This window comes from Stenotrophomonas sp. 78350_Sma, from assembly GCF_056482105.1.
Genome location: NZ_CM151182.1, coordinates 540,591 through 566,850, shown reverse-complemented (window position 1 = coordinate 566,850; position 26,260 = coordinate 540,591). Strand labels below are relative to the sequence as shown.

Here is a 26,260-nt window from a genome sequence, read left to right as displayed (position 1 = left end):
CACACCCATCGCTAACGATCCCAATCGGCCTGCATCCTCAGGTCGATGACACCGCCAAAGAAATGCTCGTCCCTGCGCATCAGCACCTGGAAGAACGCCGCTTCATCCATCCAGTGCAGTATGCGCTGGCTGGTGTAGTCCGGCCGCTCTTCAAACGACACGGCGGCCTGGATTTCATACAGATTGACACCGAGATCGCAATCGCAGGTGAACGTGACGCTGAACCTCTCCCCCGCGGCGAACTGGCGGTTCCAGAAGACCTCGCCCTCTGCCAGGCCTGCCAGGCGCTTCATGTCCTGATTCAGGGTGCCCCACGAATAGATCTTGAAGCCTTCCTTGTTTCGAATGCGGATTCCGACATTCAAATTGCTGATCGCGACACGACTCTCGCATTCGACACGAATGGTGATGCGCTGCGAGGGGTAGTACACGGATACGTTGTCACCCGCCTCGTCCAGCGTCTCCACCTTCACCACGAAGGCCTGCTGGTCGCCGAAGGACATGTTGCCCGAGCGTGCGCCCTGGGCCACCTCTTCCTCTCTGACCGGCGGCGACGAAGCCGCATCGGCCTGCGTGTCGAGGGGCAGCACGGGAAGCGAGGGCTCCGATTCCTGCTTGTGGAGGGCTGCCGACGCCGCGATCTTCTCGGTCAATGACGAGAAGTAGCGCGACTCCTCCTCATGCAGCAGTCGCCGGTAGCTCACGATCACTTCCGAAGACGTTCCCCAGCCGATCTGCCGGCCATCGCGCAACAGCAGCGCCCGATTGGTCAAGGTGCGCACCGATTCCTGATCGTGGGAAACGAACAGCAACGATACGCCGTCACTGACGAGGCGCTCGATCTGCTGGAAGCAGCGCTTCTGGAACAGCGCGTCACCCACGGCCAGGGCTTCGTCAACGATCAGGATGTCCGGCCGCAGCTGCACCTGCACGGCGAACGCCAGGCGCACCAGCATGCCGCTGGAGTAGGTCTTGACGGGTTGTTCCAGGTGGTCGCCGATATCGGCGAACCCGGCGATGGCATCAAACTTCTCGTCGATCTCGGCCGGTGTCAGGCCCAGCAGTGCGCCGTTGAGATAAACGTTCTCACGTCCGGAGTACTCGTGATTGAAGCCCGACCCGAGCTCCAGCAGCGCCGCGATGCGCCCGCTGGTGCGAACTTCACCAGTGGTCGGCGACAACGTACCTGTGATGATCTGCAACAGCGTGCTCTTGCCGCTGCCGTTGCGACCAACGATGCCAACCGCCTCACCGCGCTTGACCTCGAAATCGATGTCGCGCAGCGCCCAGAACTCACGGAACTGGTCGCGGCAAAGGCCCGGCGAGACACGGTTAAGTGCCGGCACGAAGAACTGCTTGAGCCGCTGACGCGGAGTGTCATACATCTCATAGCGCTTGCTGACGCCACGGACACTGATTGCTACTTCATCAGAGGACATCGGCAAACCCCTTCCTGGTCTTCTGGAACCACCAGAAGCCGAATATGGCAACAACACCGGCGATCACCGTACCCACCAGCAGCTGTCGGAAGTCAGGATAGGTTCCAAACACGATCACCTTGCGCGCATTCTCGATGATGAAGGTCAGCGGATTGAGCATCAGCCAGCCACGGTATTTCTCGGGAAGCGCACTGATGGGATAGAACACCGGTGACAGGAACAGCAGGATCGTCATCACCGTACCGGTCATCTGCCCCACGTCACGGACGAACACGCCCAGTGAGGCCAGGATCCATGACAGGCCCATGGCCGCAAGGACCAGGGGCAACATCACCAACGGCAGGAACACCACCGTCCAGTGCATCTCCTGCATGAAGGCCAGCTGCGCGGCAAACAACGCCAGGAGACTGATCGCCGCGTGGAACAGCGCCGAGCCCATCGAGATCAGCGTAAGAATCTCCAATGGAAACACGACGCGCTTGACATAGTTCACATTGCCCACGATCAGACCGGGAGCACGGTTGATGCATTCGGCCAGGAAGGTATGCATGATCAGGCCGGAGAACAGGATGATCGCGAATGCAGCCTTGCCGCCCGGGGCATCAGTGCCCCAGCGGGCGTTGAAGATCACCGAGAAGAAGAACGTATAGATGACCAGCATCAGCAACGGGTTGAAGAACGACCACGCCAGGCCGAGCAACGACCCCTTGTAACGCCCGGTCACTTCACGCCGGGTCATCTGCACGATCAGGCTGCGATGGATCCAGATGCTCCGCGCCAGCTTCCTGGGCGCATTGAAAAGGTTGGTACGCTCGGAAATCGAGTTCGGTGTATGGACGACAACGTCTTTCATCGATGTGTGTACTCCGGGGCTGGCCGCTGTGTCACGCGCCCAGCGCCCTCTCCAGATCCACCTGCAGATCCCCCAGATCCTCCACGCCCACGCTCAGCCGCACCAGCGCATCGCTGATGCCCAGCTGTTCGCGGCGCGCCACCGGGATCGACGCATGCGTCATCACCGCCGGGTGGTTGACCAGGCTTTCCACGCCGCCCAGCGACTCGGCCAGGGTGAACAGCTCGGTCTTCTCGCAGAAGCGCTTGGCCGCCTCGAAACCGCCCTTCAGCACGATCGAGACGATGCCGCCGTAGCCGGCCATCTGCCTGCCCGCCAGCTCATGCTGCGGGTGCGACGGCAGGCCCGGGTAGATCACCTTCTCCACCGCCGGGTGCTTTTCCAGCCACTGGGCCAGGGCCAGCGCGTTGGCGCAATGCGCCTTCATGCGCAGCGGCAGGGTCTTCAGGCCACGCAGGGCCAGGAAGCTGTCGAACGGACCCTGCACGCCACCCACCGAGTTCTGCAGGAAGGCCATCTGCTCGGCCAGTTCGGCGTTGTCGCCGACCACCACCATGCCACCGACCATGTCCGAGTGGCCGTTGAGGTACTTGGTGGCCGAATGCAGCACCAGGTCCGCCCCCATCTCCAGCGGACGCTGCAGCATCGGCGAGGCGAAGGTGTTGTCGACCACCACGATCAGCCCATGGCGCTTGGCGATGGCGGCGACCGCGGCGATGTCCACGATCTTCAGCATCGGGTTGGTCGGGGTCTCGATCCACACCATCTTCGTCTTCGGCGTGATGGACGCTTCAAAGGCCGCCAGATCGGTCAGGTCGACGAAGCTGAAATCCAGCCCGGCGGTGCGGCGACGCACGCGCTCGAACAGGCGGAAGCTGCCGCCGTAGATGTCATCCATCGCCACCACGTGGCTGCCGGCGTCCAGCAGTTCGATCACGGTCGAGCTGGCCGCCATGCCCGAGGCGAAGGCGAAGCCGCGGGTGCCGCCTTCCAGCGACGCCACGCAACGCTCGTAGGCGAAGCGGGTCGGGTTGTGGGTACGCGAGTACTCGAAGCCCTGGTGCTCGCCCGGGCTGGACTGCGCATAGGTCGAGGTGGCGTAGATCGGCGGCATCACCGCGCCGGTGCTGGGGTCTGGCGACTGGCCGCCGTGGATGGCCAGCGTGGCCAGGGCCAGGGCGCGATCCTGGGAAGTAGCGTTGGACATGTTCTTTCCTGAGGGGCGCCGAAGCTCGGCGCCGTCGAAGGTGCGGAAGTCTACCAGCGCGGCCTTAACGACCTTTGACGCAGATAAACCGGGATTCAGTAGCGAACGTCTGCGATCAGCGGCTTACTGCACGCGACGGCGCAGGTAGTTCAGCAGGTCGATACGGGTGATCAGGCCCAGGAAGGCATTGCCGTCCATCACGATCGCCACCTGGCCGCGGTCGAACACCGGCAGCAGCGCCTCGATCGGCGACTTCACGTCCAGCCGGTCCAGCTTGCTGACCATCGCCGTGGCAACGGTGTCGCGGAAGCGTGCTTCGTCACCATAGACGTGCAGCAGTACGTCGCTTTCGTCGACGATGCCGACCAGCTGGTCACCGTCCATCACCGGCAGCTGCGACACGTCGTACAGCTTCATGCGCTGGTAGGCGGTGGTCAGCAGGTCGTTCGGTCCGATCACCACGGTGTCGCGCTGGCCGTACGGGCGCAGGATCAGGTCGCGCAGGTCGCCGTGCTGAGGGCGCTGCAGGAAGCCGTTGTCCAGCATCCAGTAGTCGTTGTACATCTTCGACAGGTACTTGTTGCCGGTATCCGGCACCAGCACCAGCACCTTCTTTGGCGTGGTCTGCTCCTTGCAGTACTTCAGGCCGGCGGCCAGCAGGGTGCCGGTGGACGAGCCACCCAGGATGCCTTCCTTGCCGAGCAGCTCGCGTGCGGTGTGGAAGCTCTCGGCGTCGCTGATGGCATAGGCCTTCCTGACGCGGCTGAAGTCGGAGATCGACGGCAGGAAGTCCTCGCCGATGCCCTCCACCAGCCAGCTGCCCGACTTGTCGTTCAGATTGCCGTCGTTGATGTACTCGGCCAGGATCGAGCCGACCGGATCGGCCAGCACCAGCTCGGTCTTCGGCGACAGCTTGGCGAACGCGCGCGACAGGCCGGTCATGGTGCCGGAGCTGCCGCAGCCGAACACGATGGCGTCCAGATCGCCGCCCATCTGCTCCAGGATTTCCGGGCCGGTACCGAATTCATGCGCGGCCGGGTTGTCCGGGTTGCCGAACTGGTTGATGAAGTAGGCGCCCGGGGTCTGCTCGGCGATGGTCTTGGCCAGGTCCTGGTAGTACTCCGGATGGCCCTTGGCCACGTCCGAGCGGGTCAAGCGTACTTCGGCGCCCATCGCCTTCAGGTTGAAGATCTTCTCGCGGCTCATCTTGTCGGGAACGACCAGGATCAGCTTGTAGCCCTTCTGCTGCGCGACCAGGGCCAGGCCCAGGCCGGTGTTGCCGGCGGTACCTTCCACCAGGGTCGCACCCGGCTTCAGGTCGCCGCGCTGCTCCGCCGCCTCGATCATCGACAGGCCGATGCGATCCTTGATCGATCCGCCCGGGTTGGCGCTTTCGAGCTTCAGGTAGAGCTCGCAGACGCCGGTGTCCAGGCGCTGGGCCTTGACGATCGGGGTCTGGCCGATGAGTTCGAGGACGGAAGAATGAATGGGCATTCGGAGGACTTTCGGTTCGCGCCGCAGAGGGCCGGACCGGTGATTATCCGTCGGATGGCGATGAATGTCAGGTCGGCGCGGCGACGGCCCACAAGCCCGCAAAAAGAGATGCGGACGGCCCCGGATCGACGAGGAGACCGGTACCGCCCGCATCGGTGAGTTTTGCCTGCAGGCCAAGGCACCACCGCCTGTGGTGCCTTGGCGCGGCCGCCTCATCGGCGGTGCCGCGATGCCGGGGCAGGAGCGCCCGGCGGGGCCATCGATGGCCGGGTCACGCCGTTCCGGGCGTGACGGGGTGCGTCAAAGCGTGGGGGACGTCGTTGGGAGCGGTGTTTCGTACATTCGCAGAAGTCGTTGCTTGGCCAGCAGCTTCTCGCGCTTCATGCGACCCAGGGTGACATCATCGATCGGGAGTACACCCAACTCCGCGTCCATGCACTTCTTGTTCAACTTGCGGTGCTGGTCATGGAGTGCCCTGAACTCCGGATCACGCGCGCGACGGGCGTCGATCTCGCTCTGGGGCTGATCTTCAAACATGATGGACCTCCTTCGACAGATACACGAACGCCCCGGCCGCAAGGCACGGGGCGTTGTTCATGGAGGAGCGCCGGTCGATGGCCACCTGGACGCCTGCAACGACCTGCGGCACTGGCCTGCGCACGTCGATCTGCTGCGGTTCGCGCCCTGCTTGCATCGGCCCGGCCCTCCCATCGTCCGGTCCGCGGCATTGCGTCCCGGACGATTGACCCTACGCCTGCTCAAGGCGGGGTACAAGACCCCTGCGTCAAAAAGACCGAACCCCGCCGGGGCGGGGTTCAGGCTGAATGCTCATCACAACGAAAAACAAACGATATCAAGCAATTACGGGGCGATGATGACCTCGGCCGAACGTGCCTGGGTGGAGGCTGCCTTCTTGCCGGCGAGCTGGATCCGGTTGCTCGCGACACCCGCAGCAACCAGCGCGTCACGCAGGGCCTCGGCACGCTTCTGGCCTACGCCGTTGGCACTGTCGTAGGCCTCGATGCGCAGGCGGCCCTTCTTGCCGATGTTCAGGTATTCGGCCAACGCCTTGGCCTGGTTGCGGGCACCGCCGGACAGGCTGGAGGCGCCGGCGGCAAACGCATCGCCACGGAAGGTGAAGACCTCGCCGCGGCCATCGAACTTCGAGCCCGGCAGCTTCTGACCGGACACCAGCTCGGCTTCCTCGCGGGCCAGCTTGGCGGCGTTCTGCTGGGCGGCGCTGAGGCGCTGCTGCTGCTTGCCGGCTACGCTGGTCAGGGCGTTCTCGGCGTCCTGGCGGGCCAGGGTCTCGGCCTCGGCAGCCTGGCGCAGGCGTTCAGCCTCCTCGGCCTGCATCTGTGCCTGCATGCGCAGCTGTTCGGCTTCCTGGCGGGCGCGCGCGGCGTCGCGGCGGCTGGCCTCGATCAGCAGGTCGCTGCGGGTCCGCTCCAGGCGGTCGACCTCGCGGGCGGCCAGCGCGGTACGCACGGCCGTCTCGGCGATCTCCACCCGGCGCTCGGCCAGGTAGGTGGCCAGTTCCTGGTCGCGGCGCTTGGCCTTGTCCAGGGTGGCGATGGCCTGCTGGGCCTGCATGCGCTCGAAGGCGCCCAGCTCAGCGGTATCCGGGTTGGCCTGGATGGCCATCAGGCGCTGGCTCAGCTGCGCCACCATCGGGTTGTCGGCGGCCACGGCCAGGGTCGGCAGCGCCAGCAGCGCGGCCAGGGTTGCGGCAGTCATCGGCTTCACCGGCGGTCCTCCCCGGTCGACAGCTGGCGTTGCAGCTGGTTGACCTCGTTGCGGCGCAGCTGCAGCTGGGCGGTCACGGTGGCTTCCTCGCTGCGCACGCGGGCAAGGTCGGCGTCGGCGGCGGCACGCAGGGCCATTGCCGGGGCGTTCTTGCGCTCACGGCGGTCGCCGGCGGCGCGCTGGGCCTGCTCCAGCCCCTGCCGGGCCAGCCCGATCAGGTCCGGGGCGTACTGGTCGGCATCGGCCTGGGTGGCCTTGTCGACCGCCTGCCGGGCCTGGGCCAGTTCCATCGCGCCATCCTGCGCCCAGGCGGGGGCAGACAGTGCGAATGCAAACGCCATCACATACAGGCTGTGGCGCATTCGTGCGAAGCTAAGTCGTTTCATTGGGGAGGCCGTACCGGTTGTCGGTTCACGGCCATTGTCGTCAAGCCGACACCGTGCTGGCAACGGGCGTCGGCCGTTTCGTTGGGGAAAATTCGCAATGGATATCGGCTACTTCCTGAAGCTGATGACCGAAAAGAACGCTTCGGACATGTTTCTGACCACCGGGGCACCGGTCTACATCAAGATCGAGGGGAAGCTCTATCCGCTGGGCAATACCGGCCTGCCGCCGGGCATGGTCAAGAAGATCGCCTACTCGCTGATGGACGAAGGCCAGGTACCGCAGTTCGAGCGCGAGCTGGAACTCAACATGGCCATCGCCCTGCCCGATGCCGGTCGCTTCCGCGTCAATGTGTTCAAGCAGCGCGGCGAAGTCGGCATGGTCATCCGTGCCATCCGCAGCCGGATCCCGAGCATCGAAGAGCTGAACCTGCCGCAGGTGCTGAAGGACGTCATCATGACCCCGCGCGGGCTGGTGCTGGTGGTCGGGTCCACCGGCTCCGGCAAGTCCACCTCGCTGGCGTCGATGATCGATCACCGCAACAGCACCACCACCGGTCACATCCTCACCATCGAGGACCCGATCGAGTACCTGCACAAGCACAAGATGTCGATCGTCAACCAGCGCGAGGTCGGGCTGGACACCCATGCCTTCCACAACGCGCTGAAGAACGCGATGCGTGAAGCACCGGACGTGATCCTGATCGGCGAGATCCTGGACGCGGAAACGATGGAGGCGGCGATCGCCTTCGCCGAGACCGGCCACCTGTGCCTGGCCACCCTGCACTCCAACAACGCCGACCAGACCATCGAGCGCATCCTCAACTTCTTCCCGGAAAGCGCGCACAAGAACGTGCTGATGAACCTGGCGCTGAACCTGCGTGCGGTGATCAGCCAGCGCCTGGTAAAGAACAAGGACGGCCGTCGCCTGCCGGCCACCGAGGTGCTGCTCAACACGCCGATGATCCGCGACCTGCTGCGCCGCGGCCAGGTGCACGAGATCAAGGCGGCGATGGAGGGCTCACTGGAAGAAGGCATGGAGAGTTTCGACCAGTGCCTGTTCCGGCTGGCCAAGGCCGGCACCATCGAGCAGGAGGAAGCCTTGCGTGCGGCCGATTCACGCGATGGCTTGGCGCTGAAGTTCCGCCTGTCCGAAGGCAGCAGCGGCGAGCACGACCCCTACGCCGATTTCTCGGCCGGCGCCCCCAGCATCACCCACGGCTTCTGACCGCACGAAAAAGGGGACGGAGGGGATTAAGTCGTAAGTGCACAAACGACTTAATCCCCTCCGTCCCCTTTTTCGTTCAGGCGGCGTCGGCCTGGTTTTCCGGGCGCGCGCGGTCGAAGGCGTCCAGTGCCTGGCAGGCGGCCTCGATGCGGCGCAGGGTCGGGTACGGCCCCAGGTCCAGGCCGAAGCGGTGTGCGTTGTACAGCTGCGGCAGCAGGCAGAGGTCAGCCAGCCCGGGGCGGTCGCCGTGGCAGAACGTGCCCGTAGCGCTGCTGTTGGCCAGCAGTGCTTCCATTGCCTGGAAGCCCTCGGCGATCCAGTGCAGGGTCCACTGCGTGCGGGCATCCGCCGGCAGCTCCAGGTCGCGTTCCAGGTACTGCATCACCCGCAGGTTGTTGATCGGATGGATATCGCAGGCCACCAGCTGAGCCAGCGCCCGCACCCGCGCGCGGCCGGCAGCGTCGGCCGGCAGCAGCGGTACCTGCGGGAAGCGCTCTTCCAGGTACTCGACGATCGCCAATGACTGGGTCAGCGTATGCCCGTCGTGCAGCAGGGTGGGCACCAGCTGCTGCGGATTGAGCGCGCGATAGGCGTCCAGATGCTGCTCGCCGCCCTCGCGCACCAGGTGCACCGGGCGCGCTTCCCAGGCCAGGCCCTTCAGCTCCAGGCCGATGCGCACGCGGTAGGCGGCGCTGGATCGCCAGTAGGTGTACAGCACGATGCCGTCGTCGACCGGGCCGTCGTCAACCAGGATGTCCATCGCCGCCTCCATGCTCAGGGCTTGGCCGCCTGTTCGATGCGCTGCTCGATCGCACCGAAGATGCTGTTGCCGGCGGCATCGAGCATCTCGATGCGGACTACGTCACCGAAGGACATGAACGGCGTGCTCGGCTTGCCGTCACGCAGGGTTTCGACCACGCGCTGCTCGGCGAAGCACGACGCACCCTTGCTGGTGTCTTCGTTGGCGATGGTGCCGGAGCCGACGATGGTGCCAGCACCCAGCGGGCGGGTCTTGGCCGCATGCGCGACCAGCTGGGCGAAGTTGAACTGCATGTCCACGCCGGCTTCCGGTGCGCCGAACCACTGGCCGTTGATGTGGGTCAGCAGCGGCAGGTGCACCTTGCTGTCCTGCCACGCAGCGCCCAGCTCATCGGGGGTGACGAACACCGGCGACAGCGCCGAACGCGGCTTGGACTGCAGGAAGCCGAAGCCCTTGGCCAGCTCGCCCGGGATCAGGTTGCGCAGCGAGACATCGTTGACCAGGCCGACCAGCTGGATGTGGCCCGCCGCCTGTTCCGGGGTGGCGGCCATCGGCACGTCGTCGGTGATGACCACGATCTCGGCTTCCAGGTCGATGCCGTACTCCTCGCTGACCACCTTGACCGCATCACGCGGGCCGTAGAAACCTGCGCTGGTGGCCTGGTACATCAGCGGATCGGTGTAGAAGCTCTCCGGTACCTCGGCGCCACGCGCGCGGCGCACACGCTCGACGTGCGGCAGGTAGGCGCTGCCATCGACGAATTCATAGGCGCGCGGCATCGGCGCGGCCAGTGCCTGCGGGTCGAGGTCGAACACGCCATCGGCGTCGCCGGCGTTGAGCGATTCGTACAAGGCGTTCAGGCGCGGCGCGATATGGCTCCAGTCTTCCAGGGCCTGCTGCAGGGTGGCGGCAATGCCGGTGGCGCGCACGCCGTGGCGCAGGTCACGCGAGACGACGATCAGGGTGCCGTCGCGGCCGCCTTCCTTCAAAGAACCAAGCTTCATGGGTGGGTGTCCGGAGTCGTGGGCAAACAAGTTTCAAGTGTAATCAAATCTGCGGCGACGCCAAGCTGCAGCGCGGCATCGGCCCACCCTACCGTAGTGAGGGGTTCGGCAGGGCTTGCAGCCCTGCACCTGCTCAATGCAACGGCAACGGCAACGTCAAAAACGGCTCTGGTTTTCTGCTGGTTGGGCGGGGCGGTGTGAGTGGGCAGGACACGCCGTGAACCCATCCATGGGGGCTCGATGGCGCCATCCATGGCGCCAACGGTCCTGCCCACCCACACCGCCCCACCCCCAGACAATTTCCCGATGACGGATCGAACATCCACGTCATTCATCGTCGAAATCCATCAGATATCGAGATAAATCGGATGAGATCTGACAGATCGCGGAAAACTGTCGAAGGCGGGGTGGGTCCGGTGGCAGGGGCGTGAGCCGCATGGATGCGGCGACCGAGCTTACATGGACGTACTTGCAGCGTCCCCTGCCACCGGACCCACCCCGCCTACCCACAGGAATCCGGCCTTTGCCGTTGCTTCGGCCTCTGCGGGTGCAGGGCGCAGCCCTGCAGAGAGAACCCCTTACCTGAACAGGCCTTTTTGCGTGAAGTCTCAAACATCGTTTAGACTTGCGGAGTCTGCAGCGGCCGTCCGTTTCCCTCCGGGATCGCCGGCGACCAGGGTCCGCCCTCTTCGCCCGCCCCCACTCCGACGCCGTTCGTCACGCATTCCAGCCTGCGCTCCGTGCCGGCTGCACCCAATTCTCGCAGCGCGGTTCACGGGAACGCTCCGAGTCAGCCGATCAGTTTGATCTGCCCCCGTCTGTCCGTTCGGACAGGCGTTTCTTGTACTTGGAGCAAACTCAATGTCTTTTGAATCGCTGGGCCTGGCGCCCTTCCTGCTGCGTGCGCTTGCCGAGCAGGGCTACGAAAACCCGACCCCGATCCAGCAGCAGGCGATCCCGCTGGCACTGGCCGGTCGCGACCTGCTGGCCGGTGCACAGACCGGCACCGGCAAGACCGCCGCCTTCGGCCTGCCGCTGCTGCAGCACCTGGGCACCGCCTCGCAGGAAGTCCGCAGTGGCCCGCGCAAGCCGCGCGCGCTGATCCTGGCCCCGACCCGCGAGCTGGCCACCCAGGTGCATGACAGCCTGCGCGGCTACAGCAAGTACCTGCGCATCCCCAGCGCCTGCATCTACGGTGGCGTCGGCATGGGCAACCAGCTGGACATCCTGCGCCGTGGCGTGGACCTGCTGGTGGCCTGCCCGGGCCGCCTGATCGACCACCTGGAGCGTCGCAGCATCGACCTGTCCGGCATTGAACTGCTGGTCCTGGACGAAGCCGACCGCATGCTCGACATGGGCTTCCTGCCGTCGATCAAGCGCATCCTGGCCAAGTTGCCGAAGCAGAACCGCCAGACCCTGCTGTTCTCGGCCACCTTCGAGGACAACATCCGCCAACTGGCGCTGGAGTTCATGCGCAACCCGGAACAGATCCAGGTGACGCCAAAGAACACCGTGGCCGAGACCATCACCCACCGCGTGCACCCGGTCGATGGCAGCCGCAAGCGTGACCTGCTGCTGCACCTGCTGGCGCAGGACAGCCGCGAGCAGACCCTGGTCTTCGCCCGCACCAAGCACGGCAGCGACAAGCTGGCCACGTTCCTGGAAAAGTCCGGCATCAAGACCGCGGCGATCCACGGCAACAAGAGCCAGGGCCAGCGCCTGCGTGCACTGGGTGACTTCAAGGCCGGCCGCGTGACCGTGCTGGTGGCCACCGATATCGCCGCGCGCGGCATCGACATCAACGAGCTGCCGAAGGTGATCAACTTCGACCTGCCGATGGTGGCCGAGGACTACGTGCACCGCATCGGTCGTACCGGCCGCAACGGTGCCACCGGCCAGGCGATTTCGCTGGTGGCGCAGGACGAAGTGAAGCTGCTGCGTGCGATCACTCGCCTGCTTGGCCGTGACATGGACATCCGCGACGTGCCGGGCTTCGAGCTGCAGACGCCGATCCGCTGGGGCAACAGTGCACCGGGCAAGGCCGAGCACGATACCGGCGAGCGCGCACCGCGCAAGAGCCACGCACGTCGTCCGCACGGTGATGCGCCGCGCCACGCACATGCCGGCCCGAAGAAGGCCGGTGGCGGCCGTCGCGAGGGCGGTGGCAATGGCCAGCAGCGTGCCGGTGCGGGCGCCGGTCAGGGCCAGCGTCGTGGCGGTGGTGGCAATGGTGGCGGCCGTGGTCGTGGCCAGGGCGGCAACGGCGGCGGTCGCGCCGGCTGATCCCAGCTGACATGGATGGTGCTTCCCGCTGCGCGGGGGCTATCGGGGGACGGCGCTGACGCGCCGTCCTTTTTTGTTGCGGGCTACCGGGTGATAAAGCACGCGGTGGCAGTACCGAGGGCGAATGGGCATGGGGGCAGCGCAGAACACGCTGTAAATACGTCCATGTAAGCTCGATGGCGCCATCCATGGCGCCAACGGTTCTGCGCTGCCCCCATGCCCATCCGCTTCAAGCATTGCCTGCGCCTTCTTCTCCCGCCGGGTAGCCGGGAGAAGAAAGATCAAATTCAAATTCAAATTCAAATTCAAAGGCAAAAGCCGAAGTCGCAATTCCTGGCTTTGCTTTTGCTTTTGCCCTTGCTCCCGCCTTGGGGTTCGATGCATCCGCGCCCGCAGGAAACTGTCGAGGGGAGGCCGGGCGGGCTGCGCAGGACCGTGAGGCGCATGGATGCGCCGATCGAGCTTACATGGACGTATTTACAGCGTGTCCTGCGCAGCCCGCCCGGCCTCCCTACCCATATATCAACTGAAGCGCGTGCAGCCTCAACCCCGCGCTTTACTCGGATTCACCAGATTCCCGAAGAAGATCGCGTTGATCAGCAGTCGATCCGTCCCGTGCCAGTACTTGCGGTGCGCCGGATCATCGGCAAACAGCACCACGTTGCCCTGCCCCTGCGCCGACACCAGCAGCCACGCGCTGCCTGCCACCCTCGCGCGGTTGCGCTCGGACAGGTAGCCATTCACCCGCGGCGGGGTGTCGATGCGTACCACCGTCGAGAACGGGTTCGTGCTCGGCTGCAGCGTCACCGTGTTCTCCTTGTTGATCGCCAGCTGCCGGCGCGGCACACCGAATGCCAGCGGATGGCTGGTATCGACATCGGCACTGAGGATGTTGCCGCTCACCCGCTCGATCGCGGCAATGTCGCGCTGATCGCCGAACGCGCGGCGGCTTTCGTCAGCAGCGTCTTCTTCCTTGCCGAGCTTTTCGCCGTCGGCCAGCTTCTGTTCGATCGCCCACTTCGAGGCGCTGCCATAGGTCACCAGTGAACCACCGGTCTGCACCCAGCGCTTCAGTGCAGCCACCGCCGTGGCGTCGACGCCGGTATAGGTACCACCGGACAACACGATCGTGGTGTAGCGGTCCAGCGGCACCTTGCCCAGCTGCTGCGGGTCCAGTTTGCTGGCCGGCAGTTGCAGCTGCTGGTCGAGCAGGAACCACGCCGATCCGATTTCGGTGGCGGCCACGCCCTCGCCCATCACCAGTGCCACCGCAGGCTTGCGCAGCGCTTTGACACCGTCACTGCCGAGGTCGATGCCTTCGCGGCTGCGGCCGCTGGACAGCGCATGCACCTGCACACCTGCCTCGCGCGCGGCGGACGTCACTGCCTCAAGCAGCGGTGCACCCTGCAGCGACTGCCCGGCAACCGGAATGACCAGGCTGCCGGCGGCGAAGCTGAAATCGCCCTGCGCGGTCGCGGTGGTGAACGGCTGGAACGCCGCACGTGCGCTCACGCCCTTGCTCTGCAGCGCGGCCAGCGCACGCCCGGCGTTGTAGTCGCGCCAGTCGATCGCGTACGCGAACCCGGCCTGGCCGCCCAGCACCGCGCCCTGGTCCGCCGGCAGCGCGGCCACGCGTGCGCCGCCTTCGATACGGCTGCGGCTGCCCGCGAAGGCCACGCCGTAGGCCGGTGCGATTGCATAGCTGGTGCTGCCGTAGAACACATCACCCTTGATCGGCGGCGTCTCGGCAAAGATCGAATGCACCAGGCGGAACTGCGCCTGCTGCACTGGTACCACGTAGGCGCTGCCGGCATCGAAGCGCTGCCCATCCACGGTCACCGCACGATCCAGCGCGCGCACCTCGATGCGATGCAGCAACAACAGTTCAAGCAGGCGACGGGTCAACGCCGGGTCATGCGCATCACCGAACACGAAACTCTTCACCGGCTGCTGTGCGGCCTGCTTCAGCGCGCTCTGGAAGAACTGCTTCTGCAGGTCGAACAGGCCGCTGCGCTCGGTCACTGCACCGCGCACGGTGCCCAGCCCGGTAGCGACCTGGTTGCGGATGGTGAACGGGAAGGTCAGCAGGCCATTCACCGATTCCTGTACGCGGCCACGCGAGCTGGCCTGCTCGACGGTAACGCCGACGGCGCCATGGAAGTCCGGGTAGGTAGAGCCGTACACCGGCGAGAAGTTGTCGAAGTTCTCGCCGGTGTAGTACAGCGACCCCAGCGCATCCAGCGCCTGCGCGTGGTACTTGGCCAGGGTCTTGTTGAACTCGTACGACGCCGCCGGAATCAGCGGGCTGTGCATGCTCTTCGGCGAGGGCTCGAAGTAGTAGGTGCTGTCCTTGCCCATTTCGTGGAAGTCGATCTGCACGTTCGGGTACCACTGGTGGAACACCTCCACCTTCGGCCGCGAGTCCTGCTGGGTCAGGGCAAGCCAGTCGCGGTTGAGGTCGGTGAAATAGTGGTTGGTGCGGCCCTGCGGGAACGGCTCGACGTGCTCCTTGTCGGCCGGGTCGGCCGAGGCCGGATCGGAGGCCCACGCGTTGTGCCAGTTGGCGGCACGGTCACGGCCGTCCGGATTCTGCGCTGGATCGAACAGCACCACCGCCTGCTGCAGCCACTGCTGGGTTTCGGCACTGCGGTTGGCCACCAGGTAGTACGCCGTCAGCATCGCCGCCTCGGCACTGGAGGTCTCGTTGCCATGCACGCTGTAGCCCAGCCACACCACCACCGGGCTGTCACCGGCGGCGCTGCGCGGCTGCGCCGGATCGGCCAGGGTCGCGTGCTGCTGGCGGATCTGTTCCAGCCGCGCATGATTGCCTGCAGCGGTGACGGTGGCGATCAACAGCGGGCGGCCTTCATAACTGCGGCCGATCTCGCGCACGCTGATCTTGTCCGAGCGCTTGGCCAGTTCCTGGAAGTACGCCACCAGCTGGTCGTGCCGGGTGTAACGGCTGCCGATCGGGTAGCCGAGGAACTGCTCCGGCGTGGGCACCGCTGCATCGAACGCCGCTGCGTCGGTGACCTGCGGGAAGAAGTACGCGCTCTGTGCCTGCGCCGGATGCGGCGAGGACAGTACGGCTGCGACGGCAAGCAGCAACGGAAGAACGGCACGGCGATGCAAGGACACGGTGACTCCCCTGGAACACAACGGCAGACAGTCGCGCGGCCGGTCCCTTCAGGTGACCGGCCGCGGCGGATGGATCAGAAGCGGTAATCGAAGCCCAGCGTGAAGTAGCGGCCGCGCAGGTCGTACTGGCTGAAGTCGTACGGCGCGCGGATGCCGGGGAACGAGGCGTCATACGGCGGCGTCTTGTCGGCCAGGTTCTGCACCTTGGCGTACACGGTCAGCTTGTCGACGCCGGTGTAGGCCAGGTAGAGGTCGTACTGGCTGTAGCTGCCGACCTGCTGCTGCACGGCCTTGGCGGCGGTGCTCGCTTCCTGGCGATAGCTGCTGGTGTAGTACCAGGTCACCGCCGCGTTGAAGTCGCCGTACTTCCAGTCCAGCGTGGTGGTGGCCTTGTCCTTGGGCAGGGTCGCGCCCAGGTTGCTGCCGGCGTAGTCCACCAGCGGGCCACCGACCACGGTCGGGCGACGGTAGTCGCGCACGTGGGTGTGGGCCGAGGACACGGTGAAGTCACCCAGTGCCGCGGTCGGGATGCGCTGACGCAGCTCGACATCGATGCCCGAGGTCTTCAGCTCGCTCAGGTTCTGGTAGCGGTTGTAGACCGCCTGCAGCTTTCCACGCTCATCGCGCTGCACGGCGCCGGCCACGTTGTCGTTGACCAGGGTCTGGGTGTTGTTGGTGCCAACCAGGTTGTCCAGCTGGATGCGGTAGTAGTCCACGCTCAGGTTGGTGTTGGCCCACGGCGACAGCACCACGCCGAAGTTCACGCTCCTGGTACGCTCGGGCTTCAGTTCGTTGTTGCCGACGGTGAAGAAGGTCGGGTTCTGGCGCGAGCCCGGCACGTCCGGATCACGCGGATCGACCACGCTGCCGTAGGCGATGCTGGTGCTGTTGGAGTTCTCCGACAGCGATGGTGCACGGAAGCCCTTCGACGCCGACGCACGCACCAGCAGGAAATCCAGCGGCTGCCAGCGCAGGCCGATCTTCGGCGAGAACGCATCGCCGAAGTCATCGTAGTGATCGGCGCGCGCGGCGGCGGACAGCTCCAGCGTCGAGGCCAGCGGCACGTTTACTTCGGCGTAGGCGGCACTGACCTGGCGCTGGCCATGCACTTCGGCAATGGCCGGGCGCACCTGCAGGCCGGCATCGATCTGCCACGGGTTGTTGGAGTCGAGCTTCTCGCGGCGCCATTCGGCACCGGCAGCAAAGCCGATCTCGCCGGCCCAGGTGTGGCCCAGGCTGCCGGAGATCTTGGCGTCGATCCCCTGCAGCTTGGACTCGGCCGGGCGCAGCGTGGCGATGTTGATGGAATCGCGCACCGACTGCGGCGTGGCCGCCGGGTTCAGCAGGTTGTAGCTGCCGGTGGCCAGCGCATCGGCCAGCGCCCAGCGATTGGCGAAGCCGCCGGACACGCTCTCGCGCTCGCTGCTGCGCGCACCGAATGCAGCCACTTCCCAGTCCCAGTTGGCGGTGGTGCCACGCAGACCGAACACACCGCGATAGGCGGTTGAGCGGTTGGTCTTGATCGTGCCGCCGAGGTCGAAGAAGGTGTATTCGATCGGAATCGCACGGCCATACGGGTTGTACGGATTGTTGGCCGGCAGCAGCGACGACACCGGCTCGGCGAGGCCGCTGTTCGCGTTCAGTGCGAAGCGGCCGCTCTCCAGGGTGAAGAACGGGCTGCTACCGAACCACGCGGCGCTCTTGATCTGGCTGTACAGCACTTCGCCGAAGGCTTCGACGTTGTCGTTCAGGCGGAAAGTACCGTTGGCGTAGGCCTGGTAGCGCTTGGTCGAAGGAATCAGCGTGGTGAACGGTGCCTGGTTGAAACCGCAGGTGTCACCGGCGAGGCCGTCGATCGGTGCGCTGGCAACGCGGGTGGTACCGGTCGGGCAGTTGCCGTTGGCATCGAGCATCGGCACCGACACGCCGTTGACCAGGTAGCGCGCGCCCTTGGCCGACCAGCCGTTCCAGCGGCCACCCGGCGCATCGGTGTAGATGCCGCTCTTGGTCAGGTTGCGCTCGTCCTGGTCCAGGCGCTCGCGGTTGTAGCCCTGCAGGCTGAAGAGGATGTTGTAGCCATCGGTGTCGAGATCACCGAGGCCGCCGACGAACTTCAGGTTCTGCTCGTGCAGGCCGCCCTGGTCGGCACCGCCGAAGCTGCCGCCGATCTCGGCGCCTTCGAAGTTCTGCCGGGTGATGATGTTGACCACGCCGGCCACGGCATCGGAGCCGTACACCGCCGAGGCGCCGTCCTTGAGCACTTCAATGCGCTCGACCGCGACCAGCGGCAGCGCGTTGAGGTCGACGAAGGTGTCGGACAGGCCACCGGCCGGGAATCCGTAGTTGGCCAGGCGGCGGCCGTTGAGCAGCACCAGCGTGTTTTTCTGCGACAGGCCACGCAGGCCGATGCCGGCCGAGCCGGAGGCCCAGCCGTTGTTGGTGGTTTCGTTGCTGGCGTTGCCGGTGTTGGCCGAGATCGAGCGCAGCACATCGGCCACGGTGGCCTTGCCGGTCTGTTCCAGCTGCTGGCGGCCGATCACCTGCACCGGGTTGGAGGCCTCGGTATCGGTGCGCTTGATGTTGGAACCGGTGACGCGCACGGCGGCCAGGGTGCTGGCTTCGCCACTGGCGTCGGCGGAGGTTTCGGCGGCGGCGGACAAAGGCGCGGCCAGAGCGACGGCCAGGGCCGCCACGAGCAGGGTGTGCTTGGGCATGACGATGTGGGGGAGGTGGAAAGGGCGACGTAGTTCCGCAGTAATCCATGCCTGGCCGGGGTCCGGCCAATAACATCTCTTCATACGGATATAAGAGAAGCTATCATCTCTTCATCCGGATGGAAAGAGTTACTTCACGAAAGCCCAACATCCGCTCAGGATGGCCGGCCACCTGCGGCGTACAATTGCGCCATGGAAATCTTCAAAGTCTTCATGCTCGAGGCGGCGCACCGCCTCCCCAACGTGCCGCCGGGGCACAAGTGCGCGCGCCTGCACGGCCACTCGTTCCGGGTGGAACTGAAGGTCGAGGGCGAGCCGGGTGCACAGACCGGCTGGATCATGGACTTCGGCGACGTGAAGGCGGCCTTCCAGCCGATCTACGACCGCCTGGACCATCACTACCTCAATGACATCCCCGGCCTGGAGAACCCGACCAGCGAGAACCTGGCGGTGTGGATCTGGAACGAACTCAAGCCCAGCCTGCCGGCGCTGAGCGAGATCACCGTGCATGAAACCTGCACCTCGGGCTGCCGTTACCGCGGCCCGGCGGCCTGATCAACCCATTGATCTGAAAGGTGTTTCAAAGGTGCCCTGGGCGCCTTTGTTATTTTTGTTGCAATGCGGCATCAAGGGCGTATGCTGCAATGCATCAAGCCACTTCCTGATGCCCATGGCCGCCGCCTTCAGCGATCGCTTCAGTGATGCCACCCGCCAGCTCGCCGCCGCGGCAACGCGCGCGAACCGGTTGGCATTGGAGAACGCGGAAAGCATGTTCGGCGTGCAGCTGAAGGTGATGGAGCGCAACCTGACCGCGACCGGCGGCTGGCTGGGTGAACTGGCCCGCGGTGAAGACGCGGCCGGGACGCTCAACAAGGGCACGCAGCTGTGGCAGGACAACCTGCAACGGCTGGGCCAGGCCCAGCAGGACATGGTCGGCCTCGGCCTGCAGGCCAGCAAGGCCTGGTCCGAACTGGTGCAGGGCTACAACCAATCAACGGCGGACGCGAACAGTCACTGACGCGACGCAACGCTCATTGCATGGGTCCCTCCCCCCATGCAATCCGGACCCGGCAGATCCCTCCCTCTGCCGGGTCTTTTTTTGCCTGGCGTCTGCATTGAAGAGCGCTCCCTCGTCTGGATTCGCCGCAAACTGAAGGGCCCCGCCGGGACAGGCAGGGGCCTGGGCAAATGTCCCCCGGTGCCGGCCGTTGGCCGTCACCTCCTCCTTTACTTTGCCCAGACCCCTGCCCGCCCCGACGAGGCTCGGCTTGCGGTGGGTAAGGCTGCGAACAATCTGCCTTCAATGAGGCGCCGACGAACTCCGAACGCAGGGCGGATGCCCTTGCGTACGAAGTAAAGGGGGAGGTGACGGCCAACGGCCGGCGCCGGAGGACATTCGTACGCAAGGGCATCCGCCCTGCGCCACGCAGAACAAACCGCGAAGGAATCTCAACGCCCGCGATTGACGTGCCAGTGCTGGTGCCACGCCTGGAACATCAACACGTTCCACAGGTGCGTGTGCCACTTGCGCTCACCGCGCAGGAACGCCTCCCAGATACCGCGCACGCGCGCCGCATCGAAGCAGCCCTGGTTGCGCAGCAGCTGCGGGTCCAGCAGCGCCTCCGCCCAATCGCGCAGCGGGCCGGCCAACCAGCGCGCCATCGGCGGCCCGAAGCCGCGCTTGGGGCGATACACCAGCGGTTCGGGCAGGTAGCGCGCCAGCAGGTGCTTCAGGATCAGCTTGTGCTCGCCATCGTGGTACTTCAGGTGCTGGGGCAGGCGCCAGGCCAACCGCACCACCTCCATGTCCAGCAGCGGTGCACGCGTTTCCACACCGGCCGCCATGCCCGCACGATCGACCTTGGCGAGGATGCCCTCAGCCAGGTCCATGCGGAAATCCAGCAGCTGGATGCGCGCCTCGGCCGGCAGCGCGGTGTCCTGCTGCTGGAAGATCGTCATCGGCTCGCGCGCGCCCAGCACCACCTGCGCCGGCTGCCGCCAGCGGGTCACACGCTGCAGGTAATGCCCTTCCACGTCGTTGGCGGCAACCTCGGCTACCAGCGCACGCCAGCCACCCAGGCGGCCACGCTCGACGTTCATGCGGTTGCCACTGCGCCGCGCCAGGTCGCGCACCCAGTCCGGCAGGCCACCGCACAGGCGCGCATTGCGCAGTGCGCGGCCATAGCTGGGGTGGCCGAAGAACAGTTCATCGCCACCGTCGCCGGTGAGCGCCACCGGCTTGCGCGCGCCCAGCAGTTCACTGGCCAGCAGGGTCGGCAACTGCGAGGCGTCGGCGAACGGCTCGCACCAGACCTGCGGCAGGCGCTGCAGCAGGTCCAGCCCCTGGCGCGCGTCCATGCGGTGCAGGTGATGCTGCACGCCCAGGTGGCGCGCGACCTGCGAGGCCCAGTCGCTCTCGTCATGGCCGGGATCGTCGAAGCCGACCGTCCACGCCTCGATCGGCAGGGTCGACTGCGCCTGCATCATTGCGGTTACCAATGAAGAATCGGTGCCACCGGACAGGAACGCGCCGCAGGCCAGCGGCGAGTGCATGCGTGCGGCAATGGCCTTCTGCAGTACCGCTTCCAGCTGGTCGGTGGCCTGCTCCAGGCTGGGTGCCGGCTGCAGGGGTTCCTGCAGTGCACTCTGCATCGCATCGCGTGCGCACCAGTAGCGTGAGCCGCCCTGTGCGGCCTGGCTGGAACCGCCAGCCGCATGGTCATTCAGATCGATGCGCAGCATCGCGCCTGCCACCAGCTTGTGGATGCCGCGGTAGATGGTGTGTGGTGCCGGCACGTAGTCATGGCGCAGCAGCAGGCTCAGCGCATCCTGGTCGATGCTCGGGGCAAAGCCGGCGAAGGCCTGAAGCGCCTTCATTTCCGAGGCAAACAGGAACTGGCCCTGGTACCAGCCGTAGTACAGCGGCCGCTCGCCGACCGGGTCGCGGGCCAGCCACAACGCACGCGACTCACGGTCCCAGACGCTGAAGCCGAACGCGCCTTCGATACGCGACAGCGCCCGCTCCACGCCCCATTCGACGATCGCCTGCAGCAGCAGCCGCGCATCGCTGCAGCTGCGCGGCAGATCGCGCAGCTGCGACTGCAGGTCGGCCCGGTTGTACAACCGGCCATCCAGGCACAGCACGTAGCGGCCACAGTCCGAACTCAGGGGCTGCAACGGCGTATCGGTTGGTGCTCGGCAATGGCCCAGCGCCAGGCCGGCCTCGGCGTCGGTCCAGTAGCCGATGCGGCCCCGGCCCCGCTGCTGCAGGGCGCGCAGCATCGGCGCCAGCTGCTGCAGCAGGTGCTCGTCCGCGGCGGGCGGCAGCCAGGCCCCGACCACGCCGCTCATCGGGCACCTCCGCAGCGGCAGCGGCGGGACGGGTTCAGCAGACAGAGGGCGGCGGGCGACATGGGAACGGCACGCGGAGCGGAGGAGACTCCATGCTCGGCGCCCCACCTGCCCCGCGTCAGTCGCTTTGCTGTCAGCGATGGTCACCAGACGTATCACGAAGGTAACGTTTTGTAACAGCAACACGCTATGCTGGACGCCAAGTTGTTGCCAGGCCTGAGGCCCGGCCCGAGCGCCAGCAACCCCGGCTGAATGGCGCCCGCCCCCGGGACCCGGGCGGCCCGCAGGCTGGGATAGCATCGCCGCGCTCGTGCCGTGGCGGTACGTTTGCGCCCACGGAGGCCTTGAAAATGCTGGATATCGTACTGGTCGAAGACGATGCCCGCCTGGGTACGATGGTCAGCGACTATCTGCAGCGGCATGGCTACCAGGTGGCCCACGAGCGCAGCGGTGAGCGTGCGGTGACCCGGATCCTGACCGAGAAGCCGGCCCTGGTCCTGCTCGACGTCGGCCTGCCCGATCAGGATGGTTTCGAAGTGTGTCGGCAGATCCGACCCCACTATGACGGCATCATCTGCGTGCTGACCGCCCGCACCGACAACATCGACCAGGTGCTGGGACTGGAGCTGGGCGCCGACGATTACATCGGCAAACCCATCGAACCGCGGGTGCTGCTGGCCCGCCTGCGTGCGCACCTGCGCCGCCATCGCCGGGTCGAACCACGCGACGGCAGCCTGCGCTTCGGCGAGCTGAACATCGACCCGTCCACCCGCAATGTGCACCTGCAGGGCGCCCTGCTGGAACTGACCACCGCCGAGTTCGACCTGCTGTTCCTGCTGGCCAGCAACGCGGGGCAGATCCTCGACCGCGACGCGCTGCTGCGCGGCCTGCGTGGCATCGCCTTTAACGGCCTGGACCGTTCGATCGATGCACGCATCTCACGCCTGCGCCGCAAGCTGGGCGACAACCCTGAACAACCGGAGCGGATCAAGACCGTGCGTGGACGCGGCTACCTGTTCAGCCGCTCGGCATGGGGATGAAGCGCACGCCCTCGGCGATGCGCGGCCACGCCTTCCACTTCCTGCGCTACGGCATCGGCTTCCTGGTCGCCCATCTGCTGCTGATCGTGCTCGGCCTGTGGGCCTGGGACGCGCTGCTGGAAGACCGCACCGAAGCCGGGCTCCAGGCCGAAATGCGTGGCACCCATGCCCTGCTGCAGCACCGCTTCGCCGAAACCCCGCGCGAGCAGTGGCCGACGCTGGCGCGCCAACTGGACGCTGATTTCGCCTATGCCCTGCGCATGGTGCCGTTGGCCGAGGCGATGAAGGAGCTGCCGGCCAGCCAGCGTCCCCCCTTCAACAACGGCCGCGTGCAGATCGACCTGGAGCACATGCGCAGCCTTCAGCGGATCGGCGACAGCGACTACGCGGTGATGCTGGGGCCGTTGGACGAAGCGCTGCCCGACGAGGGCTGGCAGGACAGCGAAGTGTCCGGCGTGGCCATCCTGCTGCTGATCCTGATGGTGGCCGTGGCACTGCCGATGTACGTGATGGTCTACCGCCTGTGGCGTGACGTCTCGCAGTTGGCACAGGCGGCCCGGCAGATGCGCGACGGACAGCTGGACACGCGTGCGCCACGCGCCGGCACCGCGCTGGTGCGGCCGCTGGCCAATGCCTTCAACCATATGGCCGAGCAGCTGCAGCAGCTGCTGGAAAGCCAGCGCGTTCTGGCGCAGGCAGTGGCACATGAAGTGCGCACCCCACTGGCGCGGATGCGTTTCGGCCTGGCCGACCTGGAGGACACCGCGCTCGACGAGATACAGCGCGATGCACTGGGCGGCCTGCGCACCGACGTTGATCGACTGCAGCACCTCACCGATGCCGGCGTCGAGTACGCCGCACTCGGTCGCTGCCATCAGCTGACCCGGCAGCGCCTGCAGCTGGCGGCACTGGTACGCGGGGTAGTGGCCCAGTTCGCGCCGTTGCCGATGCCCGTGCAGCAGGCGCTGTCGCCGGTCGGCCTGGTCAACGTCAACCGGCACATGCTGGAACTGGCATTGCGCAACCTGCTCGGCAATGCCCTGCGCTACGCACGGCGGCAGATCCGTATCGCCAGCACCGTCAACGACGGCTGGCTATGCCTGCAGGTGGAGGACGACGGCCCCGGCATCGCACCCGAACTGCGCGGCCAGGTGCTTCAACCCTATGTGCGGCTGGATCCGGGCAGCCCCGGGTTCGGCCTCGGCCTGGCGCTGGTGCAGGTAGTGGCCGACAAGCATGGCGGCCACGTTGAAGTGACCGATTCGGAGCTGGGTGGTGCCTGCATCCGCCTGCACCTGCCGCTGGAAAGCGGCGGCGTGGTGGTGTGCGAGGCGGCCTGCTAGGCCGCCGGTTCCGCGCGCGGCAACGCAAACACGAACAGCGCGCCGCGCTCGCTGTCACGCAGTTCGATGCGACGGCCGTGCAGCTGCACGATGCGCTGCACGATCAGCAGGCCCAACCCGCCGTTCTCGCCACGTCGCGCGCCCAGCGCGGCCGGTGCCTGGAACAGCTGTGTGCGCAGTGCAGGGGCAACACCAGGACCATCATCGGCCACGCTCACTTCCACGCTGTCCGGCGTCGCGCGCAGACGCACCTCGATCCGGCCACCGTCGGGCGCATGCCGCAGCGCGTTGTCGAGCAGGTTGGTCAGCACTCGCTCGACCAGGCCCAGATCGGCGCGCACCAGCGGCAGGCCTGGCGGGAACTCCGCGAGCAGGCGCTGGTTGCGCGCCTGCGCCGCCAGCTCGAACTTCTGCAGCACGTCCTGCAGCAGCTCCGGCAGCGCGAACACTTCCCACTCCAGCCGCACTTCGCCGTGCTCCAGCCGCGCCAGCTCGAACAGCGCGCGTGCCAGCCGACCGACCTTGGCACTCTGCGCCAGGGCGATGCCAAGATAGCGGCGGCGCTCGTCCGGTGACAGCGTGGCATCCTTCAACGCCAGCGTTTCCAGGTAGCCGTGCAGCGACGACAGCGGCGTGCGCAGGTCGTGCGAAATATTGGCGACCAGCTCGCGCCGCTGCAGGTCCTGCTGGCGCAGCTGCTGCCATTGCTCGCCCAGCCGCTGTGCCATCTGCGCGTGCGCGTGTTCCAGGATCACCAGCTCGTCGCGCTCACCGGGGCGCAGCGGCTCCGGCGCCGGCAACGGCGTGGGTGCATCCATGTCGAAGGCCTGGATGCGCCGGGTCAGCCGCCGCAGCGGACGGGTCACCCAGTAGAACGCTACCAGCCCGGCCAGCAGGCCCAGGCTGCCGACCAGCATCACCGACCACAGCGTGGTGTTCCACTGGCTGCCGGCGGCAAGGTCGTCGGACAACATCTGGCGGTGTTCGCCGACCAGCACCACGTACACATAGCCAGCCTGGCGACCCTGCACGATCAGCGGCGCGGCACTGAACACCTTGCGGCCATCCGCGCTGCGCGGGTCATCGCCGAGGATCGGCAACGGTGCACCGGCCAGCAGCCGGCGCAGCGGTGCCACGTCCACCCGGTTGCGCACCAGATGCCCACTGGGTGCATCGTGGCCAAGGATGCGACCCTGGTCGTCCAGCAGGTAGACCTCGACGCTGGGGTTGACCGCCATCAGCTGGCCGAACAGCGCGCGCACCGCGGCATCACGCATGCCGCTGGTATCCATCAGCTCGCTGCGCTGGGCGATGTGCTCGGCCAGGCCCAGCGACAACCGCTGCACCACTTCCTGCTCGTGGCGGGTATTGGCACGCATCTGCAGCGCCAGCAACGCCATGCAGCACATCAGCATCAGCGCGGCGATCACCGCCGCCAGCTTCTGCCACAGGTTCGGCTTGATCATGCCGCCGCCCCGGCCGGATCGACCAGCTTGTAGCCGCGTCCCCACACCGTCAGCAGGCGCCGCGGGTTGGCCGGGTCCGGCTCGATCTTGCTGCGCAGCCGATTGATGTGGGTATTGACTGTGTGCTCGTAACCGTCGTGCTGGTAGCCCCAGACCTGGTTGAGCAGTTCCATGCGTGCGAACACCTGGTCTGGATGGCGGGCGAAGAACAGCAGCAGGTCGAACTCGCGCGGGGTCAGCTCCAATGGGTTGCCATCCACCGAGGCGGTGCGTGCAACCGGGTCCAGCTGCAGCCCACCCAGCTCGATCGCGCCGGCATCGATGCGTGCGCTCTGCGCCATCGCCTCGGCGCGGCGCAGCAATGCGCGCACCCGTGCCACCAGTTCCGGCATCGAGAAGGGCTTGGCCAGGTAGTCATCCGCACCCAGTTCCAGGCCGACGATGCGCTGGGTTTCGCTGCCGCGCGCGCTGATGATGATGATCGGCACATAGCGCGCCATCGCGCGTGCACGCTGGCAGACCTGCAGGCCGTCCACGCCGGGCAGCATCACGTCCAGCACCAGCGCATCCCACGGGCCGTCCTGCTCAAGCAGGCGCAGGCCGGCATCGCCACTGGCGGCATGGGCGACGTCGTAACCCTCATCGCCCAGATGCATGCGCAGCAGGTCGGCGATGTGGGCATCGTCTTCAACGATCAGCACGCGTTTGGTCGACATCGGCAGCTCGGGGCCAGTGGGGAGGCTGGCTGCATTGTGGCGCGGGATTGCCGCCGATACCTCACGAAAAATTGAATCCTGCGTGAGGATTCGTT

Annotated in this window: 20 protein-coding genes; 6 read left to right on the top strand and 14 right to left on the bottom strand. The window is 66.3% G+C overall.

What is annotated here, in order from left to right; genetic code table 11:
• Positions 1-11: 11 nt before the first annotated feature.
• From ACZK4H_RS02495 to ACZK4H_RS02465, 7 genes are all read right to left on the bottom strand, one after another.
• Positions 12-1,439 carry an ABC transporter ATP-binding protein gene (locus ACZK4H_RS02495; RefSeq protein ID WP_099551433.1) on the bottom strand — a complete coding sequence of 476 codons (1,428 nt, stop codon included), beginning with the start codon at positions 1,437-1,439 and terminating at the stop codon, positions 12-14.
• Positions 1,429-2,292: an ABC transporter permease gene (locus ACZK4H_RS02490; protein ID WP_097048414.1), complete on the bottom strand. Its 864-nt coding sequence runs from the start codon at positions 2,290-2,292 to the stop codon at positions 1,429-1,431. The genes ACZK4H_RS02495 and ACZK4H_RS02490 overlap by 11 nt, the downstream gene beginning before the upstream one ends.
• 31 nt (positions 2,293-2,323) lie before the next feature.
• Positions 2,324-3,499 carry a cystathionine gamma-synthase gene (locus ACZK4H_RS02485; RefSeq protein WP_099551434.1) on the bottom strand — a complete coding sequence of 392 codons (1,176 nt, stop codon included), beginning with the start codon at positions 3,497-3,499 and terminating at the stop codon, positions 2,324-2,326.
• A gap of 123 nt (positions 3,500-3,622) precedes the next feature.
• The gene (locus tag ACZK4H_RS02480; RefSeq protein ID WP_099551435.1) at positions 3,623-4,993 is read right to left on the bottom strand and encodes a pyridoxal-phosphate dependent enzyme; all 1,371 of its coding nucleotides are present in this window, start codon (positions 4,991-4,993) and stop codon (positions 3,623-3,625) included.
• A gap of 300 nt (positions 4,994-5,293) precedes the next feature.
• Entirely contained in the window at positions 5,294-5,530 is a 237-nt protein-coding gene (locus ACZK4H_RS02475) for an HP1242/YdcH family protein (protein WP_005407964.1), read from the bottom strand.
• Positions 5,531-5,854: 324 nt separating this feature from the next.
• Complete coding sequence (locus tag ACZK4H_RS02470) at positions 5,855-6,739, bottom strand: OmpA family protein (RefSeq protein WP_005407962.1); 885 nt, start codon at positions 6,737-6,739, stop codon at positions 5,855-5,857.
• Positions 6,736-7,101: a DUF4398 domain-containing protein gene (locus ACZK4H_RS02465; RefSeq protein ID WP_005407961.1), complete on the bottom strand. Its 366-nt coding sequence runs from the start codon at positions 7,099-7,101 to the stop codon at positions 6,736-6,738. Before ACZK4H_RS02465 ends, ACZK4H_RS02470 begins: the two co-directional genes overlap by 4 nt.
• A 121-nt stretch (positions 7,102-7,222) precedes the next feature.
• On the opposite strand from ACZK4H_RS02465, the gene ACZK4H_RS02460 reads away from it, so the two are divergent.
• Positions 7,223-8,350 (top strand): PilT/PilU family type 4a pilus ATPase, encoded by a 1,128-nt coding sequence (locus tag ACZK4H_RS02460; protein ID WP_099551436.1) that lies wholly within the window; start codon positions 7,223-7,225, stop codon positions 8,348-8,350.
• Positions 8,351-8,426: 76 nt separating this feature from the next.
• Here the strand turns inward: ACZK4H_RS02460 and maiA are convergent, their stop codons facing one another.
• Positions 8,427-9,110, bottom strand: a complete 684-nt coding sequence (gene maiA, locus ACZK4H_RS02455) for a maleylacetoacetate isomerase (RefSeq protein ID WP_099551438.1) — start codon at positions 9,108-9,110, stop codon at positions 8,427-8,429.
• Positions 9,111-9,124: 14 nt separating this feature from the next.
• Positions 9,125-10,114 carry a fumarylacetoacetate hydrolase family protein gene (locus ACZK4H_RS02450; protein WP_099490736.1) on the bottom strand — a complete coding sequence of 330 codons (990 nt, stop codon included), beginning with the start codon at positions 10,112-10,114 and terminating at the stop codon, positions 9,125-9,127.
• 861 nt (positions 10,115-10,975) lie between these two features.
• Here ACZK4H_RS02450 and ACZK4H_RS02445 point away from each other — a divergent pair.
• Positions 10,976-12,397 (top strand): DEAD/DEAH box helicase, encoded by a 1,422-nt coding sequence (locus ACZK4H_RS02445; RefSeq protein ID WP_099552598.1) that lies wholly within the window; start codon positions 10,976-10,978, stop codon positions 12,395-12,397.
• A gap of 543 nt (positions 12,398-12,940) precedes the next feature.
• Here ACZK4H_RS02445 and ACZK4H_RS02440 read toward each other — a convergent pair.
• Both ACZK4H_RS02440 and ACZK4H_RS02435 read right to left on the bottom strand, forming a co-directional pair.
• Positions 12,941-15,535: a M14 family zinc carboxypeptidase gene (locus tag ACZK4H_RS02440; RefSeq protein WP_099552597.1), complete on the bottom strand. Its 2,595-nt coding sequence runs from the start codon at positions 15,533-15,535 to the stop codon at positions 12,941-12,943.
• A 74-nt stretch (positions 15,536-15,609) separates the two neighbouring features.
• Positions 15,610-18,249, bottom strand: a complete 2,640-nt coding sequence (locus ACZK4H_RS02435) for a TonB-dependent receptor (protein ID WP_099603978.1) — start codon at positions 18,247-18,249, stop codon at positions 15,610-15,612.
• Positions 18,250-18,441: 192 nt separating this feature from the next.
• On the opposite strand from ACZK4H_RS02435, the gene queD reads away from it, so the two are divergent.
• Positions 18,442-18,804: a 6-carboxytetrahydropterin synthase QueD gene (gene queD, locus ACZK4H_RS02430; RefSeq protein ID WP_049444904.1), complete on the top strand. Its 363-nt coding sequence runs from the start codon at positions 18,442-18,444 to the stop codon at positions 18,802-18,804.
• 115 nt (positions 18,805-18,919) lie between these two features.
• A complete protein-coding gene (locus ACZK4H_RS02425) occupies positions 18,920-19,267 on the top strand; it encodes a phasin family protein (protein ID WP_099552595.1) in 348 nt (115 codons plus the stop codon).
• A 431-nt stretch (positions 19,268-19,698) separates the two neighbouring features.
• Here the strand turns inward: ACZK4H_RS02425 and asnB are convergent, their stop codons facing one another.
• A complete protein-coding gene (asnB, locus tag ACZK4H_RS02420) occupies positions 19,699-21,600 on the bottom strand; it encodes an asparagine synthase (glutamine-hydrolyzing) (RefSeq protein ID WP_099552594.1) in 1,902 nt (633 codons plus the stop codon).
• Positions 21,601-21,950: 350 nt separating this feature from the next.
• Between asnB and ACZK4H_RS02415 the strand changes: the two genes are divergently transcribed.
• Both ACZK4H_RS02415 and ACZK4H_RS02410 read left to right on the top strand, forming a co-directional pair.
• Positions 21,951-22,640 carry a winged helix-turn-helix domain-containing protein gene (locus ACZK4H_RS02415; RefSeq protein ID WP_478473047.1) on the top strand — a complete coding sequence of 230 codons (690 nt, stop codon included), beginning with the start codon at positions 21,951-21,953 and terminating at the stop codon, positions 22,638-22,640.
• Positions 22,637-23,983, top strand: coding sequence for an ATP-binding protein (locus ACZK4H_RS02410; protein ID WP_099552592.1), 1,347 nt, complete (start codon positions 22,637-22,639; stop codon positions 23,981-23,983). The genes ACZK4H_RS02415 and ACZK4H_RS02410 overlap by 4 nt, the downstream gene beginning before the upstream one ends.
• On the opposite strand, the gene ACZK4H_RS02405 is transcribed toward ACZK4H_RS02410, so the two are convergent.
• Positions 23,980-25,449 (bottom strand): sensor histidine kinase, encoded by a 1,470-nt coding sequence (locus ACZK4H_RS02405; RefSeq protein WP_099552591.1) that lies wholly within the window; start codon positions 25,447-25,449, stop codon positions 23,980-23,982. The two genes, ACZK4H_RS02410 and ACZK4H_RS02405, sit on opposite strands and share 4 nt — an antisense overlap.
• Positions 25,446-26,165, bottom strand: coding sequence for a response regulator transcription factor (locus ACZK4H_RS02400; RefSeq protein WP_065186281.1), 720 nt, complete (start codon positions 26,163-26,165; stop codon positions 25,446-25,448). Before ACZK4H_RS02400 ends, ACZK4H_RS02405 begins: the two co-directional genes overlap by 4 nt.
• Positions 26,166-26,260: the final 95 nt, after the last annotated feature.

Coding starts and splice junctions, on each gene's coding strand:
- asnB (WP_099552594.1), bottom strand. CDS start 21,600: ATGAGCGGCGTGGTCGGGGCCTGGCTGCCGCCCGCCGCGGACGAGCAC.
- ACZK4H_RS02465 (WP_005407961.1), bottom strand. CDS start 7,101: ATGCGCCACAGCCTGTATGTGATGGCGTTTGCATTCGCACTGTCTGCC.
- ACZK4H_RS02485 (WP_099551434.1), bottom strand. CDS start 3,499: ATGTCCAACGCTACTTCCCAGGATCGCGCCCTGGCCCTGGCCACGCTG.
- ACZK4H_RS02425 (WP_099552595.1), top strand. CDS start 18,920: ATGGCCGCCGCCTTCAGCGATCGCTTCAGTGATGCCACCCGCCAGCTC.
- ACZK4H_RS02405 (WP_099552591.1), bottom strand. CDS start 25,449: ATGATCAAGCCGAACCTGTGGCAGAAGCTGGCGGCGGTGATCGCCGCG.
- ACZK4H_RS02495 (WP_099551433.1), bottom strand. CDS start 1,439: ATGTCCTCTGATGAAGTAGCAATCAGTGTCCGTGGCGTCAGCAAGCGC.
- ACZK4H_RS02445 (WP_099552598.1), top strand. CDS start 10,976: ATGTCTTTTGAATCGCTGGGCCTGGCGCCCTTCCTGCTGCGTGCGCTT.
- ACZK4H_RS02475 (WP_005407964.1), bottom strand. CDS start 5,530: ATGTTTGAAGATCAGCCCCAGAGCGAGATCGACGCCCGTCGCGCGCGT.
- ACZK4H_RS02460 (WP_099551436.1), top strand. CDS start 7,223: ATGGATATCGGCTACTTCCTGAAGCTGATGACCGAAAAGAACGCTTCG.
- ACZK4H_RS02480 (WP_099551435.1), bottom strand. CDS start 4,993: ATGCCCATTCATTCTTCCGTCCTCGAACTCATCGGCCAGACCCCGATC.
- ACZK4H_RS02415 (WP_478473047.1), top strand. CDS start 21,951: ATGCTGGATATCGTACTGGTCGAAGACGATGCCCGCCTGGGTACGATG.
- maiA (WP_099551438.1), bottom strand. CDS start 9,110: ATGGACATCCTGGTTGACGACGGCCCGGTCGACGACGGCATCGTGCTG.
- ACZK4H_RS02435 (WP_099603978.1), bottom strand. CDS start 18,249: ATGCCCAAGCACACCCTGCTCGTGGCGGCCCTGGCCGTCGCTCTGGCC.
- ACZK4H_RS02490 (WP_097048414.1), bottom strand. CDS start 2,292: ATGAAAGACGTTGTCGTCCATACACCGAACTCGATTTCCGAGCGTACC.
- queD (WP_049444904.1), top strand. CDS start 18,442: ATGGAAATCTTCAAAGTCTTCATGCTCGAGGCGGCGCACCGCCTCCCC.
- ACZK4H_RS02400 (WP_065186281.1), bottom strand. CDS start 26,165: ATGTCGACCAAACGCGTGCTGATCGTTGAAGACGATGCCCACATCGCC.
- ACZK4H_RS02410 (WP_099552592.1), top strand. CDS start 22,637: ATGAAGCGCACGCCCTCGGCGATGCGCGGCCACGCCTTCCACTTCCTG.
- ACZK4H_RS02450 (WP_099490736.1), bottom strand. CDS start 10,114: ATGAAGCTTGGTTCTTTGAAGGAAGGCGGCCGCGACGGCACCCTGATC.